Below are 16,126 nucleotides of genomic sequence, written 5' to 3'. Positions count from 1 at the left end.
CCGGCCGCGGGAGTCGGAGTGCTCGCCGCGGCCCGCGCGTGGCCTCGGTAGGTGTCGGTCACCCTCGGGGGAACCCGTCTTCACCAGATCTTGTCGCGCATGGCGGCGCACCTCCCCTCGACGTGGCGGGCAGCGGGAACGGCGGCATCAGGGGGATCACCAGATCTTGTCGCGCACGAGGACACCTCGCCTCCGTCTCGACACGGCTACGACCGGCGGGCTTCACCAGATCTTGTCGCGCACCGCGATCACCTCCAGTGGTCCTGGTCACCCCGGTAGCGGCTGACATCGACACAGGTCACCATTACTGTGACCCTCCGTCCGGACGCCATGACGGTCCGGGGTAGACAGTCGTGAGGAACCATGGGCAGAGCGGGTTCGACGTCGTCGGGCGATCGACGCTGGTCACTATGGTCCCTGCCCAAGCGGGCCCTGGTGTACGTGCTGTCGGTGGATCTGCTCGCCGTCCTCGCGCTCGCCGCCACGACCGCGTGGCCGGTGCCCGCCGACTCGTGGACCGCGTTCGCCGTCCTGGCCGGCTGCGCCGCGCTGCACCTGCACTGCTCGCGCTGGATCGAGCGCATCCGCCGCGACCACAGCCACCTGCCGCACGTCGACCTGTGCAGCATCTGGATCCTGGCCGGCGCCCTCGTGCTGCCGCCCTCGCTCGCCGTCGCGCTCGTCGTGCTGATGTACGCGCACCGCTGGTGGGTCGTCGGCCGCTGGGACGCCTCACGCCCACCGCACCGCAACGTGTTCACCACGTCGATGATGGTGCTGGCCACGCTCGCCGCGAGCACCGTGGCGGGCGTCACCGGGCTGCGCGCGAACCTCGGCGCCGGGCGGCCCGACGGCCCGCTCGACCTCGTCGGCCTGGTCGGCGCGGGCGCGGCGCAGTGGCTGGTCAACACCGCCCTGGTGGCCGCGGTGATCCTGCTGACCGTCCGGCCACGCTCGGTGAAGGACGCCCTCGGCAGCGGCGCGGACAACCTGCTCGAAGCGGGCCAGCTCGCGCTGGGCGGCTTCGTCGCCCTCGCCGTGGCGTGGTGGCCCGGGTTCGCGCTGCCGATGGTCGTCGCGGCCGTCGCCCTGCACCGCACCGTGCTCATCCACCAGCTGGAGCTGGCCGCCCGCACGGACACCAAGACCGGCCTGCTCAACGCCGAGGCCTGGCACCTGCAGGCGACCTTGGAGCTGCAGCGCACCCGTCAGCAGCCGCCCGGCGCGCGGGTCGGCCTGTTCATGATCGACGTCGACCACTTCAAGGACATCAACGACACGCACGGCCACCAGACCGGCGACCTCGTGCTGCGGCGCATCGCGGCGGCGTTGGAGAGCGCGGTCCGGCGGGGCGACGCGGTGGGCCGCTTCGGCGGCGAGGAGTTCGCCGTGCTGCTGCCCGGCGTGGACCACGAGGAAGCGACCGCGATCGCCGAGCGGGTGCGCGCGGAGGTCCACCGGGTCCTCGTGGACGACGGCGACGGCGGCGTGGTGGCGGGCCTCACGGTCAGCATCGGCATCGCGGTGTGGCCGGAGGTCGCCGAGGACACCGTGTCCGGGCTGCTCGCGGCGGCGGACTCGGCGCTGTACGAGGCGAAGCGGCTCGGCCGCGACCAGGTGCAGGCGGCGGGCGCGCGCCGCCGCGCCCGGTGGACGCCGGCGACCCGGTCCGAACGTCCCGGGGTGTAACGACCGCGACTACCCGGCAGATCTGCTACAGGTCGGGCCTGAAGGTGGCGTAGTTTCCTGCCCGCCACCTCCGACACGGTGGACCTCCTCGCTTGCAAGGGTCGTGAGCCAGTGGACCTCGGTGCCCCGCACGGCATCCGCTTCCGCTTCGAAGCGGGGCTGCTGCGTGCCGTCCTGCTCGACGCGCACCGCAAACCGCCCGTCGACGCCGCCGAGGAGCTGACCGCCGAGGCGGGCGCGCGCGACCTGCTGGTCGAGCAGACCCGGGACGGGCACGAGCGCGCGGTGCTTCGGCAGCGGTTCGACCTGCCCGCGCCCGCGCGGTGGCGGCTCGCCGTGGACGCGCCCGCCACCGAGACCGCCGACGGGGTGTCGTTCGCGCTGCCGGACTCGGTGACGCTGCTGGTGTCCGGCTCGCAGCCGTGCGAGGTCGTGGACGGCGGCGTGTGCGTGCGGCTGCCCGCGGGCGAGTCCGACCTGGACGTCACGGTGACCAGCGAGCCCGTGTTCGAGGTCGGCGACACGGTCGTGGTGTGCCGCCCGGACCAGCTGCGGGAGGCCGCGGTCGTGGTGTCGTGCCTGCCCGCGGACCGCGTCACGCCCGTCGTCGCGCTGAGACCCGGGCACCCGTCGTCGCACCGGCACGACCGGCTGCTGGCCCACCTGCTCGACGCCACGGGCGTGCGCCGCGCGGTGTTCCTCGACGAACCGGACGAGGAGCTGTTCGGCGCGCTGCCCGAACGCCTGCACCTGCCGTGCGAGGAGCCCGTCGGGCTGACCGCGAAGGCCTGGGAGCTGCTGCGCGGCGGCGGCGAGCCCGAACGCACGCTCGACGTGGCGCCGGACGCCGACTTCGTCGCCGCCCTGTTCACCGCCCTGCGCACGGGCGCGGCGCTGCGCGTGGACGAGGACGCGCCGCCCGTGCCGTTCGCCGAGCACAACCCGGACGACGCCGACGAGGCCGTGCTGATCGACCGCGCCGGCGAGGCCGACGGCCTGATGGCCGCCGTCTACGCGCACCACCGCGGCGCCCGGCTGGTGATCGTGCCCGAGCCCGACCTGGCCCTGGTGGGCGCGGTGGTGGCCGAGGAGCAGGAGCGGGTCACCGCGGCCGCGGGCGCGATCGGCGACGCGGTCAAGGGCATCGGCTTCGTCGAGGCGCTGTGGCGGTACCTGTCCAGCGGCGGGCACGACCCGTACGCGGCGGTCGAGGCCGCGGTCACCGCGCAGGTGCCCGCCGACGCGGTCGCGGAGGTCGGCGACCGGGCGCTGACCGCGTTCACCGCCGGGCTGCCCTACTCGTTCGTGCACACCGAGGACGTGAACTGGGCGCGCAAGCCGATCGGGCACGTGGTGGCCGACCCGGCGCTGGTCGTGCTCACCGAGCTGCACCGCGCGGGCGTGGCGCGCGAGCCCGGCGCGTTCAGCGTCGTGGTCGACGCCGGTGCGTTCACCCCCGGCGGAGCCGAACACCGGACCGCGGCGCCGGGGACTGCTCTCCGGCCCCACACCCACCCCATCGTGCTGTCCGAGCAGGACGCCTCGCCGGACGTGCTGCGCGACCTGGTCGTGGACCTGCCGGTCGAGCTGGTGTTCTTCAACTGCCACGACGCCGACGACGCGATCGCGCTGGGCGGGCAGGCGCTGCCGGACGACGACATCCCGGTGGCGCTGCGGCACCGGCCGATCGTGTTCAACAACTCGTGCCGGTCGTGGACGGGGCTGGGCCGCGAGTTCGTCCGCGCCGGCGCCCGCGGCTACATCGGGACCCTGTGGACCATCCCGCCGAACCTCGCCGCCGGGTTCGCCCGCACCGTCGTGCGGCGGCTCACCGCCGAGGAGACGCCGGCCGCGCGGGCCATCGTCAACACCGGCACGCCGGGCGGCATCGAGCGGTCCTACCTGTACGTCGGCACGGTCAACGGCCGGCTGGACGAGTGGCGCGACCGGTCCACCACCGCCGCCGAGGCCGCGTTGACGGGGTGCGAGCTGCTGGCCGCCGCCGCGCGCGACCGGGCCGGCCCGCTCGCACCCGTGCTGCGCCGGGAGCTCACGGCGTTGCGCGAGGTCGCCGACACCGGCGACGCGACCGACACCCCGGCCTACGCCGACGTGCTGCTGGCCGAGCTGGGGCTGGAGGACGACGAGGAGCGGGCCGCCGTCCTCGTCGACCGGGTCGACGCCCTGCTGACCGGGCTCGACCTGCCCGAGGACGAGCTCGAAGCCCTCTGGGCGACCAGGTTCGAGCTCACCGGCGCCCGCTCCGAGCGGCGCGGGGAATACGGGGCCGCGCTCGCGGACTTCGAACGGTGTGTGGGCCTGGGCGACGCGTGCCGCGACCGAGCGGACGTCCTGCTGCGAATGGCGAGGCTGCTGATGCGCGAAGGCAGAACCGACGAAGCCGGACAGGCGGCGCGGCTGGCGTACGAGGAGCACCGGGTGCGGGAGGACGGGCCCGGGCGGCTCGAGTCGATCACCGTGCTCGACGAGCTCGGCGACGCCGATCCCGAGACCGCCCTCCGGTACGCCGTCGAGGGCCGCGACCTGGCCGGGGAGCTGGGCGACCGCGTCCGGGAGGCCGAGTTCACGCTCGCCGAGTGCGACCGGCGCCGCGACCGCGGCGACCTCGCCGAGGCGATCGAGGCCGGGTCGCGCGCCGTGGAGCTCTTCCGGGACCTGGGCGACGACCGGCGGGAGCTGGCCGCGCTGCGCCGGCTCGGCGCGTGCCACCGCGACCGGGGCGACCTGGAGACCGCGCAGCACTACGCCGCCGTCGGCCTGGCCCGGGCCGAGCAGGTCGGCGCGGCGGCCGAGGTGGCGTCGTTCCACGACGACCTGGGCGGCGTGCTGACCGCGCGCGGCGAGCACGGCAAGGCGTTGGAGCACTACCGGCACGCGGTGGAGAAGCTCGTCGCGACCGGCGCGTGGGAGCGCGGCGCGGAACTGCTGCCGCACCTGGCCGTCGGCGCCGTCCGGGCGGGCGACCCGGAGGCGCTGTGGACCGCGGCCCTGAGCGGCGGCCTGATCTGCGAGGTCGCGCCGCGCGAGGTGTGGGCGTCGGTCGTGCCGCTGGTGGTCGACTCGATGAAGCGGGCGATCGAGACCGGTCCGCTGGAGCTGACCGAACGCGGCATGACCGACTTCGCCAGCGCGGTGACCGCGGGCCGGCGGGAGGACATGCCGTTCCAGGTCGGTCTGCTCGCCGACGTCGTGGTCGTGCTGCTGGCGTGGCTGATGGACCGCGCCGACCCCGACATCCTCGCCTTCGCCCGCGAGCTGGACCGCACCAGCGGCGGCGTGCTCGACCTCGTCGGCTACGTCGCCGTGCCCTACGGCGACCGCGCCCGCAACCCCGGGACGGGCCGGTCGCGGCCTACCAGTGGCGGCCCGCGCTGAGGTCCTCCAGCTCGGGCCGGGACAGGTGCAGCACCCGGAAGCGCACCTCGCCGTCGGTGTCGGGTGCCGTGCGCCAGAGGCTGAAGTGCACCAGCTCCCAGTTCCGGGTGTCGACCGCCAGCGCGGTGCTGTGCAGGTCGGGGTGGTCCTTGAGCCCGTCGACCCGGTCGAGCGCCTGGTCGACGGCCTCGGCCGCGTCGGCGTCGGCGGGCAGCCGCCAGGTGCGCTTGGTGGCGGCGGCCGGGGTTTCGGCGGCGCCGCGTTCGAAGGCGAGGCCCGTCCAGTGCTGCACGACGGGGCGGCCGAAGTCGGCGCTCAGGCCCCGGAAACCCGGTCCCCACAGGAAGCTGTTCATGCCCTCGGCGGTGCGCCACAGGTAGAACGGCGCGTACTGGTTGACCGGCGAGCCGTCGACACCGCGTTCCCGCACGCAGTAGGCCTTGAGGCCCAGGCCGGGGAAGGCGTCCAGCGCGGAGCCCTTGGTGGCGACCCGGGTGCGGATGACGTCCATGTCGTAGTCGGCGGGCAGGGTGATCTCGTAGTGCATCGCGTGCATGGTCAGTTCCCCCGGTACTCGGCTGCGGTGCGCGGGTACAGCTCGCGGTAGGCCGCGAGCCGGCCCCAGGAGGTGGTGGCGGACTCGGCTCGGAGCAGGCCGTGGACCAGCGCGCGGGCGAACACCCGCCGTGCGGCGGCGAGCACCTCGTGGGGGTCGGCCGCGTCGTGGGTCCCGGTCGTGGCGGCGAAGACCGTGTCGCCGTCGGTGAGGCCGTGCGCCGGGCGGACGGCGGTCGCGAGCCCGTCCTGCGCGGCGTTGGCCAGGGCGAACAGGTGCGGCAGGCGGGCGTTCGTGGCGATCACGCCGATGACGGTGTTGAACGGCTGGGGGTGCCCGGTGGTCCGGGCCGCGTCGAGGTCGTCGCCCTGGTAGGCGGGGAACTCGCCGGGCAGGCCGAGGTGCGCGGCGAACGGCAGGCCGGTGTCGAGGTCGACCGACGGGCCCACCGCGTTGAGGACGGCCACCGCGCCCACGACCACGCCGCCGGGCAGCGTGGCGCTCGCCGTGCCCAGGCCGCCTCTCATCGTGGCGTTGAGCGCGCCCGTGCCCGCGCCGACGTTGCCCTGGGCGAACTCCACGCCCGCGTCCCGCACGGCCTCCGCGCCCTCGGCGGGCCCCGGCCGGGCGTGGAAGTCACCGCCGCGGCCGAGGTCGAACAGCGCGGCGGCGGGCACGAACGACCCCAGCTCGCGGGCCGCGCCGTCGGCCGCCGCGAGCCCGTACGCGCTCCCGCCGGTCAACAGCACGCCGCGCACCTCCCGGCCGCCGTGGCGGGGGTCGAGCGCGGCGGTGTCCCGGGTCGCCGGCGCACCACCGCGAACGTCCACAGTGGACAGCGTGCCGGGTGGGAACAGCACGGCCGTGGAGCCGGTCAACGCGCCGTCACCGATCCGCGTGGCGTGCCCGACCAGCACGCCGGCCACCTCGGTGATCGAGTTCCGCACGCCTCCGATGGTACGGCGCGGCTCGACGTCGAGTCCGCCGCGGTGGTGGCGGTGACGTGTGGGGCTCACCTCGGACGTGCCTACCGGCGGGACCCGTGATGACCGGTAGCGTGCCCGAAGCGCCTTGACGGTCGGCGGCGTGCACGAGCACTTCAGCGACAATCTGTGAGGCGGACATGCGTTTCGTGATTCGCGCCGACCGGCGGGTACACCAGAGCTCGGCGTTCGGACGGCAGCGAGATCTACCTCGGTCCCGAGTCGGGCCCGGACTCGCGTTGATCCGAGTGGCGCGGCTGATGGACTGAGGCTTCAGCTCGCCCGGCGAGGGGGCGCCTGATGTTCCCGCTGCGGTCGACCGTGGTGGCGGCACTCGTGTTGTCGTTGTGCGTGGCGTGCGGCGGGGAGGAGGTCGAGCCGCCGAGGCGCGACCCCGCGCTGGTCGCCGAGGTGGAGGACTTCCCGGCTTCCGATCTGGAGCGGAAGCCGTTCAAGGCGTTTGTCGGTCGCGTACGTGCGGAAGACATGCGCCTGCCGGCTTGCCGAGGACAACTCCAAGCCCTTGCCGCCGTGATCGGGGTGGTCGTCAGGCTTCGGCGGTGAGCAGGCGGGCGCCCAGTTCGCGGACCACGGAGGCCAGCAGGTCGACGTCCTCCTCCGTGGTCCGCCAGTTCACGATCGCCGGGCGCAGGGCGACCACGCCCCGGTAGACCGTGGTGCCCGCGTAGACGCGGCCGTCCTCGATCAGGGCCTCGCCCAGCCTGCGGTTCAGGTCGTCGAGGGCTTCGTCGGGCACGCCCGGTGGGCGGTAGCGGAAGCAGACGATGAAGAGGGTGATCGGGGCCAGCAGCTCCAGGTCCGGCGCTTCCCCGATGCGGCGGCCCAGGCGCAGCGCCAGGTCCTGGTGGCGTTCGACCATGGCCCGGTGGCCGTCCCGGCCGTAGGCGCGCAGCGTCGCCCAGATCGGGAACGCGCGGGCGCGGCGGGAGGACTCCGGGCCCAGGTTGTTGTAGTTCACGGACTCGTCGTCCGGCTCCGGCAGGTACGGGGCGTTCCAGGCGCCGAACGCGTGCCCCAGCAGCGCCCGGTCCCGCACGAACGCCATCCCGCTCTCGTACGGCACGTTGAGCCACTTGTGGCCGTCCGCGGCCACCGAGTCGGCACGCTCCACGCCGCGCACCAAGTCGGCCGTCCGGGGTGAGAGGGCGGCGAACAGGCCGAACGCGCCGTCCACGTGCAGCCACGCCCCGTGCCGCTCGGCCAGGTCGGCCATCTCGTCCAACGGGTCGAAGTCGCCGCCGTTGACCTCACCCGCGTTGCCGATCAGCACCGCGGGCCCCGACGACGCCAGTTCGCGGTCCAGGGCGTCGACGTCGAGCCGGCCCGCGTCGTCACGGGTCAGCGTCCGCACCGAGTCCCGGCCCAGCCCCAGCATCTGAAGTGCCTTGCGGCTGCTCGGGTGCACGTACCCGCTGGAGAACACCGGCAGCCGCGGCAGGCCCACCAGGCCGTCCGCGGTCACGTCCACCCCGTGCTGCCGCGCCCACCAGTACCGCGCGCACGCCAGCCCGGTCAGGTTCGCGAACGTCGCGCTCGGCGTGAGCACGCCGCCGTGCGACGGGGGCAGCCCGAACAGCTCCTTCAACCACCGCAGCACCACCGTCTCGGCGTGCGCGGCCAGCGGCGAGGCGGGCCACAGGCCACCGGCCTGGTCCAGCAGCGACGTCACCCAGTCCGCGGCCTGCGCGGCCGGCGTCGCGCCACCGACCACGAAGTGGAAGAACCGGGGCCCGGACGAGTGAGTGGCGGCCCGCGTCCCGATCCGCAGCAGGTCCGCGACGGCGGCGATGGTCCCGTCACCGGCCTCCGGCAACGGCCCGTCGAGGTCCTTGATCAGGTGGGCGTGCGTGGCGTCGCGCACCGGCAGGTGCGGCAGCGCGTCGAGGTACGTCCCGGCGGCCCGCGCCACCATCCCCAACGCCTCGGCGGCGTCCTCTCGTGCGTTCAGCGGATCACCCATCATGGCAGAGTAGGCGCTGATGACACGACGTGGGCGGTTTCGAGGTCGGGCGGTCGACGCCGGAGTGGACGCGTTCCTCGGCATCCGGTACGCCGAGCCGCCGTTCGGGGCCCGCCGGTTCGCCGCACCCGTGCCGACCGACTTCGCGGGCGACTGCCTGGAGTTCGGGCCGATCGCGCCGCAGTCCGCGCGGTTGCCCGGCGCGCCGGTGTGGCGGCCGGGCGACGAGGACGTGCTGACCCTCAACGTCTGGACGCCCTCCACATCGGACGGGCCCTGGCCGGTGCTGTTCTACGTGCACGGTGGGGCTTACACGTTCGGCTCGTCGGCCCAGCCCGACTACGACGGCGCGGAGCTGGCCCGCGCCGGCCTGGTCGTGGTGACGTGCAACTACCGGCTCGGGTTCGAGGGTTTCGGGCACGTGGAGGGGCAGCCGGCCAACCGGGGGCTGCTCGACCAGCGGGCCGCGCTGCGGTGGGTGCGGGAGAACATCGCGGTGTTCGGCGGCGATCGCGACAACATCACCGTCGGCGGGCAGTCCGCGGGCGCCGCGTCGGCGTTGTTCCTGGCGGCGTGGGAGCCGGTGCGGCGGGTCATCGCGCACAGCGTGCCGAACCGGGTCTACACGCCGGGGTTCGCGCGCCGGGTCGCGGAGTGGGTCGACACCGGCACGCCGGAGTCGACGGTCGCGTCGGCCGACGCCCTGGCCGCCGCGCAGCGCACCGGGCCGTTGAGCCACGACCCGGTGCTGTTCGGTTCGGTCGCCGACGCGCTGCCCGCGCTGCCCGCGGCGACCGACGCCCTGCTGTGCCACACCGACGTCGAGTACGCGCTGTTCGAGGCGGTGGGCACGTTCCGGCCGCCGGCGGACCTGCGGGCGTTCGGCCGCGCCTGGGGCATCCCCGACCACGTCGTGGCCGCGTACGAGCACTTCGAGGACGCGCACGTGCGGCTCGCGGGCGACTTCGTCTTCGCCGAACCCACCACCAGGCTGGCCGAGGCGCACGGCCGGGCGTTCCTCGCGCGGTTCACCCGGCCGCCCGCCTGGCACACCGCGGACGTGCCGTTCTCGTTCGGCAACCTCGACGGCGCGGACTTCCTCATCGGTGGCCGCGCGGGTGACGCCGAGCGCGCGCTCTCCCGGCGGATGCTCCGGGCGTGGGTCGACTTCTGCGCCACCGGCGACCCCGGCTGGACCGGTGTCCGGCACTGGGGCGACGACGTCGAGGCCCGGCGCGAGCCGTGGCGCGGCGTGGACCTCTCCGCGCCCGTCGACCACCCCGTGCAGCCGGTCACCTGACGGCCTCCCGCACGGCGGGCGCGATCTCGTTGGCCCACGTCCCGAGCGCCACGTCGGTCACCGGCTCCTTCACCGGGAAGTAGACGAAACCGGCGGCGTCGTGCTCCAGGACCGCGCCGGTCAGCTCCTCGACCCACTGCCCGACCGAGCCGCCGACCCACCGGCCGTCCCCGTCACGGGTCGCGGCGAGCGGCGTGGACGTGATCACGCCCGGCAGGTTGTAGACGGTGGCGACGTCGCGCGGATCCCGGCCGGCGGCCCTGGCCGCCTCGTCGACCACGGGCCGGGACGTCCGGTACCGCTCGCTGAGCCAGTCCGCCGCGTGCCCGGGGATCCAGCCGTCGGCGAGCTTGCCGGTGACCGCCAACGACTTCGGCCCGACCGAGCCCGTCCACACCGGCGCGGCGGGCACCGGCGCCGGCTGCAACGCGGTGACCTGGTAGAACTCGCCGTCGAACGTCACCGGCTCGCCACCGCCGGACAACGCCCGGACCAGCGTGATCGCCTCCTCGAAGGCGCGGATGGCCGCACCGGGCGTCAGCCGTCCGACACCCAACCTGGCGATGTCGTCCCACAGCCCGCCCGCGCCCATGCCGAGCACGATCCGGCCACCCGACAACGCGGACAGCGACGTCACCGTGCGGGCGAGCACCGGCGCCGGCCGGCTCGGCAGGTTGGTCACGCTCACCAACCCCGTGACGCCCGTGGTCCGGCCGAGCACCGTGCCCATGAGGGCGTAGGCGTCGAGCCGGTCGCCGAAGTACGGGTGGTCGGACGCGGTGACGAGGTCCAGGCCCGCGCGGTCGGCCGCGACCGCGTGCCGGAGGGTTTCCGCGGCCCGGCCGACGGCGGTGCTGATGCCGATCCCGAACAACGGCTTGCGTGGCGACATCGAGGTGATGTCCTTCCCGGTAGTTGGTTCGCGGTGCGAACGAGTATCGTGATCCCATGGCCAAGGCCGAGGGTGAGCAGATGGGCATCGTCACCGCGCTGGTGCGCGCCACGTTCCTGGTGGACGCGGTGTACGCCGACTCGGCCCGGGAGTACGGCCTGACCCAGCAGCAGGGGCAGTTGCTCTGCGTGCTGATGCCCCGGTCCTACGGCATGGGCGAGCTGGGCGAGGTGCTCGGCCTGGCCAAGTCGAGCCTGAGCGGTCTGGTCGACCGGACCGCGCGGCGCGGCCTGGTCCGCCGCGAGGCGGACGCCCACGACAACCGCGCGGTCCGGGTCGAGCTGACGCCCGAGGGCAGCCGGCTCGCCGACGAGTTCTACGCCGAGACGTGCCGCCGGATCGAGCGGCTGCCCTCGGGCCTGCCCGACGCCGAGCGCGAGACCCTCGCGGACCTCCTGTCCCGACTGGTGCGGGACAACGAGGTGCCGCCGGTGTTCATGGTGTTGAACGAGCAGGGTCAACGGGTGGCGGGGTCGACGCCGAACAGCTCGACGAACCGCCCGGTGAACAGGTCGGCCCCCTTGTAGCGGGCGACGTCCTCCGGCGACAGGAGCGTCGTGCCGTCCGGGGTCGGGAACTGCCCCACACCGCCCTTCGGGCCCAGCGGCAGCAGGATCGACGGCACGGGGGACGGGCGGTAGGTGGCCGTGGGCCGCTCGCCGCGCACCTGGGCCGCGATGTTCTTCGCCACCACCTCGGCGTGCTGCATCGCGTACCCGGCCATCTTCGCCTCGTCCAGGTCGGTGATGTCGCCGACCGCGTACACGTGCGCGTAGCCCTCGACGTTGAGCGTTTCGGTCACCCTGACCCGGCCCTGCGGCGTCCGCGCGGCGGCCAGCGCGTCGTCCAGGAAGCCGCCGTTGACGCGCGCGCCGTGGCAGCGGAACCAGATGTCGGCGGTGAGCTCGCCGTCGGTCGTGCCGACGGTGAACGTCCCGGCCCGCGCCGGTTCCGTCGGCGGCGCCGCGGTCAGCGCCGTGCCCAGCCGCAGCTCCACGCCGATCGCGTCGAGCTGCCGGTGCAGCTCGTCGCGCAGCTCGGGCTCGAACCCGGGCACCAGCCGCTCGGCCGGGTCGACGACGGTCACCCGCTTGTCCGGCCACACCGCCTTGATCTCGCCGGACAGCTCCAGGCCGACCGGGCCCGCGCCGACGATCAGCACGCGCGGCGCGTCGGCGAGCTCCTTGTGGGTGGCCAGCAGCCGGTCCAACGCCTCGGTGGACGACTCGGTGTCCGTCTTCGCCGGGTACGGGTAGTCCGACCCGGTGGCCAGCACGACGTAGTCCGCGGCGATCCGCTCGCCGGAGGCCAGCGTGACACCGCCCGGGTCGACCGACGCGGCCCGGTCGCGGACGACCCGACCCCGCGCGAGCAGGCCGTCGTACGGGAAGAAGATGTTGCCCGCCCAGTCCGGCTCCACCAGCGCCCGCAGCGATCCGGCGGCGTGGACGAACGCGTCCTTCGGCTCCACCAGGACCACGTCGGCGTCCTCGTCCAACGCCTTGGCGACCGCGGCGCCCCCGTACCCGCCGCCGACGACCACGACAACACGACTCATCTCGGCACACTCCCCAGCGATCAGTAGTTCGTCCTACGAACCATACTAGTTCGTAGGACGAACTGACAAATCGCGGTGAGGATCGTCCCGGGTGGCGGTGTCAGCGCGGGTCGTCGCGCTCCCGCCGCACGGTGACCTTGCGGCCCTTGATGGTCGCGCCCCGCAACGAGGCGATGACCTGCTGCGCGGCCGAGTCCGGCACCTCCACCAGCGAGAACCGGTCGGCGATCTCGATCGCGCCGATGTCGCGGCCGTTGAGGCGCGCCTCACCCGCGATCGCGCCCACCAGGTCCTGCGGCCGGATGCCCGAGCTGCGGCCCGCGCCGACGAACAGCCTGGTCATGCCCGCGGACGGGCGGCGCGGCCGGCGCGGCTCACGGCGTTCGCCGCCGCCCTCGCGCCCGCGGCGGTCACCGGACGGCCCGGACCGCGGCACGTACTCCGGGATCTCCTCCTCGTCCGCCGCCGCGCCGGTGGCCTCGTGCGCGAGCTTCACCGCCGCCAGCGCCACCTCCATGACGTCGAACTGGTCGGTCAGCGTCTCCACCACGACCCGGAAGCTCTCCAGGTCGTCCTCCAGCAGGCTCTCGTGCAGCGCGGCGCGGGTCAGCTCCAGCCTGCGCGCCCGCAGGTCCGCGATCGTCGGGACCTTCTCCATGTGGATGCGCTGCTTGGTGACGCGCTCGATGGTCTTGAGCATGCCGTGCTCGCGCGGCTCGGCCAGGGTGATCGCCACGCCCTCGCGGCCCGCCCGCCCGATCCGGCCGATGCGGTGCACGTAGGACTCCGGCGCGGACGGCACGTTGTAGTTCACGACGTGCGTCAGCTGCTCGATGTCCAGCCCCCGTGCCGCCACGTCGGTGGCCACGAGCAGGTCGGCCGTGCCGTTGCGCAGCCGCGTCATCACGCGGTCGCGCTGCTCCTGGCTGATGCCGCCGTGCAGCGACTCGGCCCGGTAGCCGCGCCCGTTCAGCGTCTCGGTGAGCTGGTCGACCTCGTCGCGCGTGCGGCAGAACACGATCGCCGCGGTCGGCGCCTCGACGTCCAGCACCCGGCCCAGGGCGGCGGGCTTGTGCGCGCGCGGCACGACGTACGCGCTCTGGCGCACCTTCGGCGCCTCGCCGGGCTCCGCCTGCTCGCGGCCGATGGTGATGCGCACCGGGTCGGACAGGTGCGTGCGGGCCAGGCGGTCGATGCGGCCGGGCATGGTCGCGGAGAACAGCACGGTCTGCCGCTCCGACGGCGTCTCGGCCAGGATCGTGTCCAGGTCCTCGGCGAAGCCCATGTCGAGCATCTCGTCGGCCTCGTCGAGCACGACGACTTCGAGGTGCTCCAGCTTCAGCGTGCCCCGGTTGAGGTGGTCGACCGCGCGGCCCGGCGTGGCCACCACGACGTCGACGCCCTGCTCCAGCACCCGCAGCTGCCGCCCGATGGGCTGGCCGCCGTAGATGGGCAGCACCCGCGCGCCCAGCTCACGGCCGTACCGGTGCACCGCCTCGGAGACCTGCACCGCCAGTTCCCGCGTCGGCACCAGCACGAGCGCGAACGGCGCCCGTCGCTCGCGCTCGCCGCCCGCCATGCGCTCCAGCACGGGCAGCGCGAACGCGGCCGTCTTGCCGGTGCCGGTGGCGGCCTGGCCGAGCAGGTCGCGGCCGGCGGTCAGCGGCGGGATGGCCTCGCGTTGGATGGGGGTGGGCTCCTCGTAGCCGAGGCCGGACAGCGCCCGGAGCAGTTCGGGGCGCAACCCGAGGTCGGCGAAGCTGGTCCGGTCGTCGGGCTCGTCGTTCATGCCCTCAAGTCTCGCTGATCGCCCCTGAACCGCTCGGTGAGGGGGGTCGCGCGCCGCGGTCGGGTCCGGGATTCCGCAGTCACCGCGAATCGCGTCGCGCCCGTCCGGATCGGGTCCCGGGCTCGTGCTCATCGCGTGGCCCGGGGGTCGGGGAGTCGGCGGTGAAGTCACGCCGTCAAGGGTCGAACGCACCACACGGGCGTATCGGCGGTCGACTCCGGGGATTGTCCGAAATTGACGGTTGACGGCCGGTTGTCGAGCGTCGGCCGAAGTGTCGGGAATACGGGAATCTGCGGGAATCGCGTCGCGCGCGGACGTCCGAGGCTTTTCGGGAAGCGGAGTCGGGTGAGGCGTGGCCGCCGCTCGGGGTAACACCGGTGCGGCCGATCGTCACGGTCGGGACCGGGGATTCACCCGGAGGTCACACTGGGGCCGCCCGCTATACCTCTCCTATACTTGGCGATCGGCATCCCCTTCATGGTCAACTCACCGGTAGCGTGCCGCGAGATCGATACCCAGCGTGAGTTCCGACCAGTGGGAAGTGGTGCGCGTGGCGGTGGACGACTTGGACGGGCATTCCGGGCACGACGTCCGGCCGGTCTCGTTCGGCCTGGACGGGGTGTGGTTCGAGATCCGCCTCGGCGCCGCGAACGCGGCCAGACTGCGTGCCGTCCTGGACCGGTTCGTGCGTGCCGCGCGGCGGGTCCCCGGCACCGCTCCGGCACCGGTACGCAGCGCCGATGCCCACCTGGCGCAGGTCGTGCGGCAGTGGGCGCGCGAGCACGGCTACCGGATCTCCGACCGCGGCAGGCTCTCGGAGATCGTGCTGGAGGCCTACGAGCACGCGCACAGCGGCCGACGGCGCGCGGACGGGTCGCGGGGAGTCGCCGATCACCCGAAGCGGCTAGGTGGTCGTGACGCGCCGTGACCGTGACCGCCGTCGGGCCCAAGTTCGTCGAGTCCGGAAGCAGCAGCCGGAGTCCGGTGCTGCCCCGATCGGCGGCATACCGCCGCGGCACGGTCCCAGTGGTTCAAATGATATTTCCCCCATCGTGACGGGCTCGGCAACATGTCAAACGCTTTAGTCGGCCGATTTCGAGGTTGGATGGCCGGCTACCGCGCGCTCTGCGCCGTCTAGAGACTGGGGGTCGTGACCATGCGGGTGCAGATTCTCGGTGCTGTCGCCCTCGCACGTGAGGATCGTCGGATGGGTGTGGCCGCTCGTCAGGTGCGCACCCTGCTCGCGTTGCTGGCGCTTTCACCGGGCGCCCCCGTTCCGTTCGACCAGCTGGTCGAGGAATTGTGGGCCGGTAAACAGATGGGAAACGCGCGCAACGCGCTCCAGGCGAATGTGGTGCGGCTGCGCAAACTGCTGGAGCAGTTCGCCGACGTGCCGGGCGACTGCCTGGTCCGCACGGTGAGCAGCGGCTACGTGCTCGACCTGCCGGGCGCGGCGGTCGACGCGCAGCTGTTCCGCGACCTGGCCGACCGCGGCTCGGCCCTCGTGCCGCAACGGCCCGGCGAGGCGATCGACCTGCTGGAACGCGCGTTGCGGCTGTGGCACGGACCGGCGCTGTTCGACGTGAGCGACGGCCTGCGGTTCCGCATCGAGGCCGCCCGGCTCGACGAGCGCAGGCTCAGCGCCCGCGAGGACCTCATCGCCGCCAAGCTCGCCAACGGCGAGGACCGCGGCGTCGTGTCCGAGCTCAAGCAGCTCGCCGCCGAGTACCCGGAGCGGGAGCGGTTCAGCGAGCAGCTGATGGTCGCGCTGTACCGCAACGGCAGGCAGACGGAGGCGCTGGACGTCTTCCACCACACGCGCAGGCGCCTGGCGAGCGAGCTCGGGTTGGAGCCCGGCCGCGCGATGCGACGGCTCTACCAGGCGATCCTCGTCCACGACCAGGTACTGCTGTAGGAGGCGA

Annotated in this window: 13 protein-coding genes; 7 read left to right on the top strand and 6 right to left on the bottom strand. The window is 73.8% G+C overall.

Going from position 1 to position 16,126, the window contains the following annotated elements; translation table 11 throughout:
• Positions 1 to 363: 363 nt before the first annotated feature.
• Together AB0I91_RS11410 and AB0I91_RS11405 are read left to right on the top strand one after the other, a co-directional pair.
• Positions 364 to 1,689: a GGDEF domain-containing protein gene (locus AB0I91_RS11410; RefSeq protein WP_499636599.1), complete on the top strand. Its 1,326-nt coding sequence runs from the start codon at positions 364 to 366 to the stop codon at positions 1,687 to 1,689.
• Between the two features lie 111 nt (positions 1,690 to 1,800).
• A complete protein-coding gene (locus AB0I91_RS11405; protein ID WP_499636597.1) occupies positions 1,801 to 5,085 on the top strand; it encodes a hypothetical protein in 3,285 nt (1,094 codons plus the stop codon).
• Here AB0I91_RS11405 and AB0I91_RS11400 read toward each other — a convergent pair.
• On the bottom strand, positions 5,063 to 5,632 hold the full coding sequence (locus AB0I91_RS11400; protein ID WP_499612711.1) for a DUF4865 family protein: 570 nt from the start codon (positions 5,630 to 5,632) through the stop codon (positions 5,063 to 5,065). The genes AB0I91_RS11405 and AB0I91_RS11400 overlap by 23 nt on opposite strands.
• A gap of 11 nt (positions 5,633 to 5,643) precedes the next feature.
• On the bottom strand, positions 5,644 to 6,588 hold the full coding sequence (locus tag AB0I91_RS11395; RefSeq protein WP_499636595.1) for a P1 family peptidase: 945 nt from the start codon (positions 6,586 to 6,588) through the stop codon (positions 5,644 to 5,646).
• Positions 6,589 to 6,924: 336 nt separating this feature from the next.
• Between AB0I91_RS11395 and AB0I91_RS11390 the strand changes: the two genes are divergently transcribed.
• Entirely contained in the window at positions 6,925 to 7,188 is a 264-nt protein-coding gene (locus AB0I91_RS11390; RefSeq protein WP_499612707.1) for a hypothetical protein, read from the top strand.
• Here the strand turns inward: AB0I91_RS11390 and AB0I91_RS11385 are convergent.
• Positions 7,172 to 8,605 (bottom strand): pyridoxal phosphate-dependent decarboxylase family protein, encoded by a 1,434-nt coding sequence (locus AB0I91_RS11385; RefSeq protein WP_499612705.1) that lies wholly within the window; start codon positions 8,603 to 8,605, stop codon positions 7,172 to 7,174. The genes AB0I91_RS11390 and AB0I91_RS11385 overlap by 17 nt on opposite strands.
• Before the next feature lie 19 nt (positions 8,606 to 8,624).
• Between AB0I91_RS11385 and AB0I91_RS11380 the strand changes: the two genes are divergently transcribed.
• The gene (locus AB0I91_RS11380; protein ID WP_499636593.1) at positions 8,625 to 9,905 is read left to right on the top strand and encodes a carboxylesterase family protein; all 1,281 of its coding nucleotides are present in this window, start codon (positions 8,625 to 8,627) and stop codon (positions 9,903 to 9,905) included.
• Here the strand turns inward: AB0I91_RS11380 and AB0I91_RS11375 are convergent.
• On the bottom strand, positions 9,898 to 10,797 hold the full coding sequence (locus AB0I91_RS11375) for an LLM class flavin-dependent oxidoreductase (RefSeq protein ID WP_498775933.1): 900 nt from the start codon (positions 10,795 to 10,797) through the stop codon (positions 9,898 to 9,900). The two genes, AB0I91_RS11380 and AB0I91_RS11375, sit on opposite strands and share 8 nt — an antisense overlap.
• A 56-nt stretch (positions 10,798 to 10,853) precedes the next feature.
• Between AB0I91_RS11375 and AB0I91_RS11370 the strand changes: the two genes are divergently transcribed.
• Entirely contained in the window at positions 10,854 to 11,384 is a 531-nt protein-coding gene (locus tag AB0I91_RS11370) for a MarR family winged helix-turn-helix transcriptional regulator (RefSeq protein ID WP_498775935.1), read from the top strand.
• Here AB0I91_RS11370 and AB0I91_RS11365 read toward each other — a convergent pair.
• Both AB0I91_RS11365 and AB0I91_RS11360 read right to left on the bottom strand, forming a co-directional pair.
• Positions 11,315 to 12,415, bottom strand: coding sequence for an NAD(P)/FAD-dependent oxidoreductase (locus tag AB0I91_RS11365; protein WP_499636591.1), 1,101 nt, complete (start codon positions 12,413 to 12,415; stop codon positions 11,315 to 11,317). The two genes, AB0I91_RS11370 and AB0I91_RS11365, sit on opposite strands and share 70 nt — an antisense overlap.
• Positions 12,416 to 12,515: 100 nt before the next feature.
• Complete coding sequence (locus tag AB0I91_RS11360; RefSeq protein ID WP_498775939.1) at positions 12,516 to 14,204, bottom strand: DEAD/DEAH box helicase; 1,689 nt, start codon at positions 14,202 to 14,204, stop codon at positions 12,516 to 12,518.
• Positions 14,205 to 14,724: 520 nt separating this feature from the next.
• Here AB0I91_RS11360 and AB0I91_RS11355 point away from each other — a divergent pair.
• Both AB0I91_RS11355 and AB0I91_RS11350 read left to right on the top strand, forming a co-directional pair.
• Positions 14,725 to 15,132, top strand: a complete 408-nt coding sequence (locus tag AB0I91_RS11355) for a histone-like nucleoid-structuring protein Lsr2 (protein WP_499612698.1) — start codon at positions 14,725 to 14,727, stop codon at positions 15,130 to 15,132.
• A 279-nt stretch (positions 15,133 to 15,411) separates the two neighbouring features.
• Positions 15,412 to 16,119, top strand: coding sequence for an AfsR/SARP family transcriptional regulator (locus AB0I91_RS11350; RefSeq protein WP_498775943.1), 708 nt, complete (start codon positions 15,412 to 15,414; stop codon positions 16,117 to 16,119).
• The last annotated feature ends 7 nt before the right edge of the window (positions 16,120 to 16,126 follow it).

This window comes from Actinosynnema sp. NPDC049800, from assembly GCF_040656635.1.
Lineage (GTDB): Bacteria > Actinomycetota > Actinomycetes > Mycobacteriales > Pseudonocardiaceae > Actinosynnema.
The sequence above is the reverse complement of the archived record's forward strand: the minus strand, read 5'-3'. Positions and strand labels throughout refer to the sequence as shown.

Excerpts from the sequence above, each read along its gene's own strand:
- AB0I91_RS11410 (WP_499636599.1), top strand. The coding sequence starts at position 364 with ATGGGCAGAGCGGGTTCGACGTCGTCGGGCGATCGACGCTGGTCACTA.
- AB0I91_RS11400 (WP_499612711.1), bottom strand. The coding sequence starts at position 5,632 with ATGCACTACGAGATCACCCTGCCCGCCGACTACGACATGGACGTCATC.
- AB0I91_RS11390 (WP_499612707.1), top strand. The coding sequence starts at position 6,925 with ATGTTCCCGCTGCGGTCGACCGTGGTGGCGGCACTCGTGTTGTCGTTG.
- AB0I91_RS11385 (WP_499612705.1), bottom strand. The coding sequence starts at position 8,605 with ATGGGTGATCCGCTGAACGCACGAGAGGACGCCGCCGAGGCGTTGGGG.
- AB0I91_RS11380 (WP_499636593.1), top strand. The coding sequence starts at position 8,625 with ATGACACGACGTGGGCGGTTTCGAGGTCGGGCGGTCGACGCCGGAGTG.
- AB0I91_RS11375 (WP_498775933.1), bottom strand. The coding sequence starts at position 10,797 with ATGTCGCCACGCAAGCCGTTGTTCGGGATCGGCATCAGCACCGCCGTC.
- AB0I91_RS11370 (WP_498775935.1), top strand. The coding sequence starts at position 10,854 with ATGGCCAAGGCCGAGGGTGAGCAGATGGGCATCGTCACCGCGCTGGTG.
- AB0I91_RS11365 (WP_499636591.1), bottom strand. The coding sequence starts at position 12,415 with ATGAGTCGTGTTGTCGTGGTCGTCGGCGGCGGGTACGGGGGCGCCGCG.
- AB0I91_RS11360 (WP_498775939.1), bottom strand. The coding sequence starts at position 14,204 with ATGAACGACGAGCCCGACGACCGGACCAGCTTCGCCGACCTCGGGTTG.
- AB0I91_RS11350 (WP_498775943.1), top strand. The coding sequence starts at position 15,412 with ATGGGTGTGGCCGCTCGTCAGGTGCGCACCCTGCTCGCGTTGCTGGCG.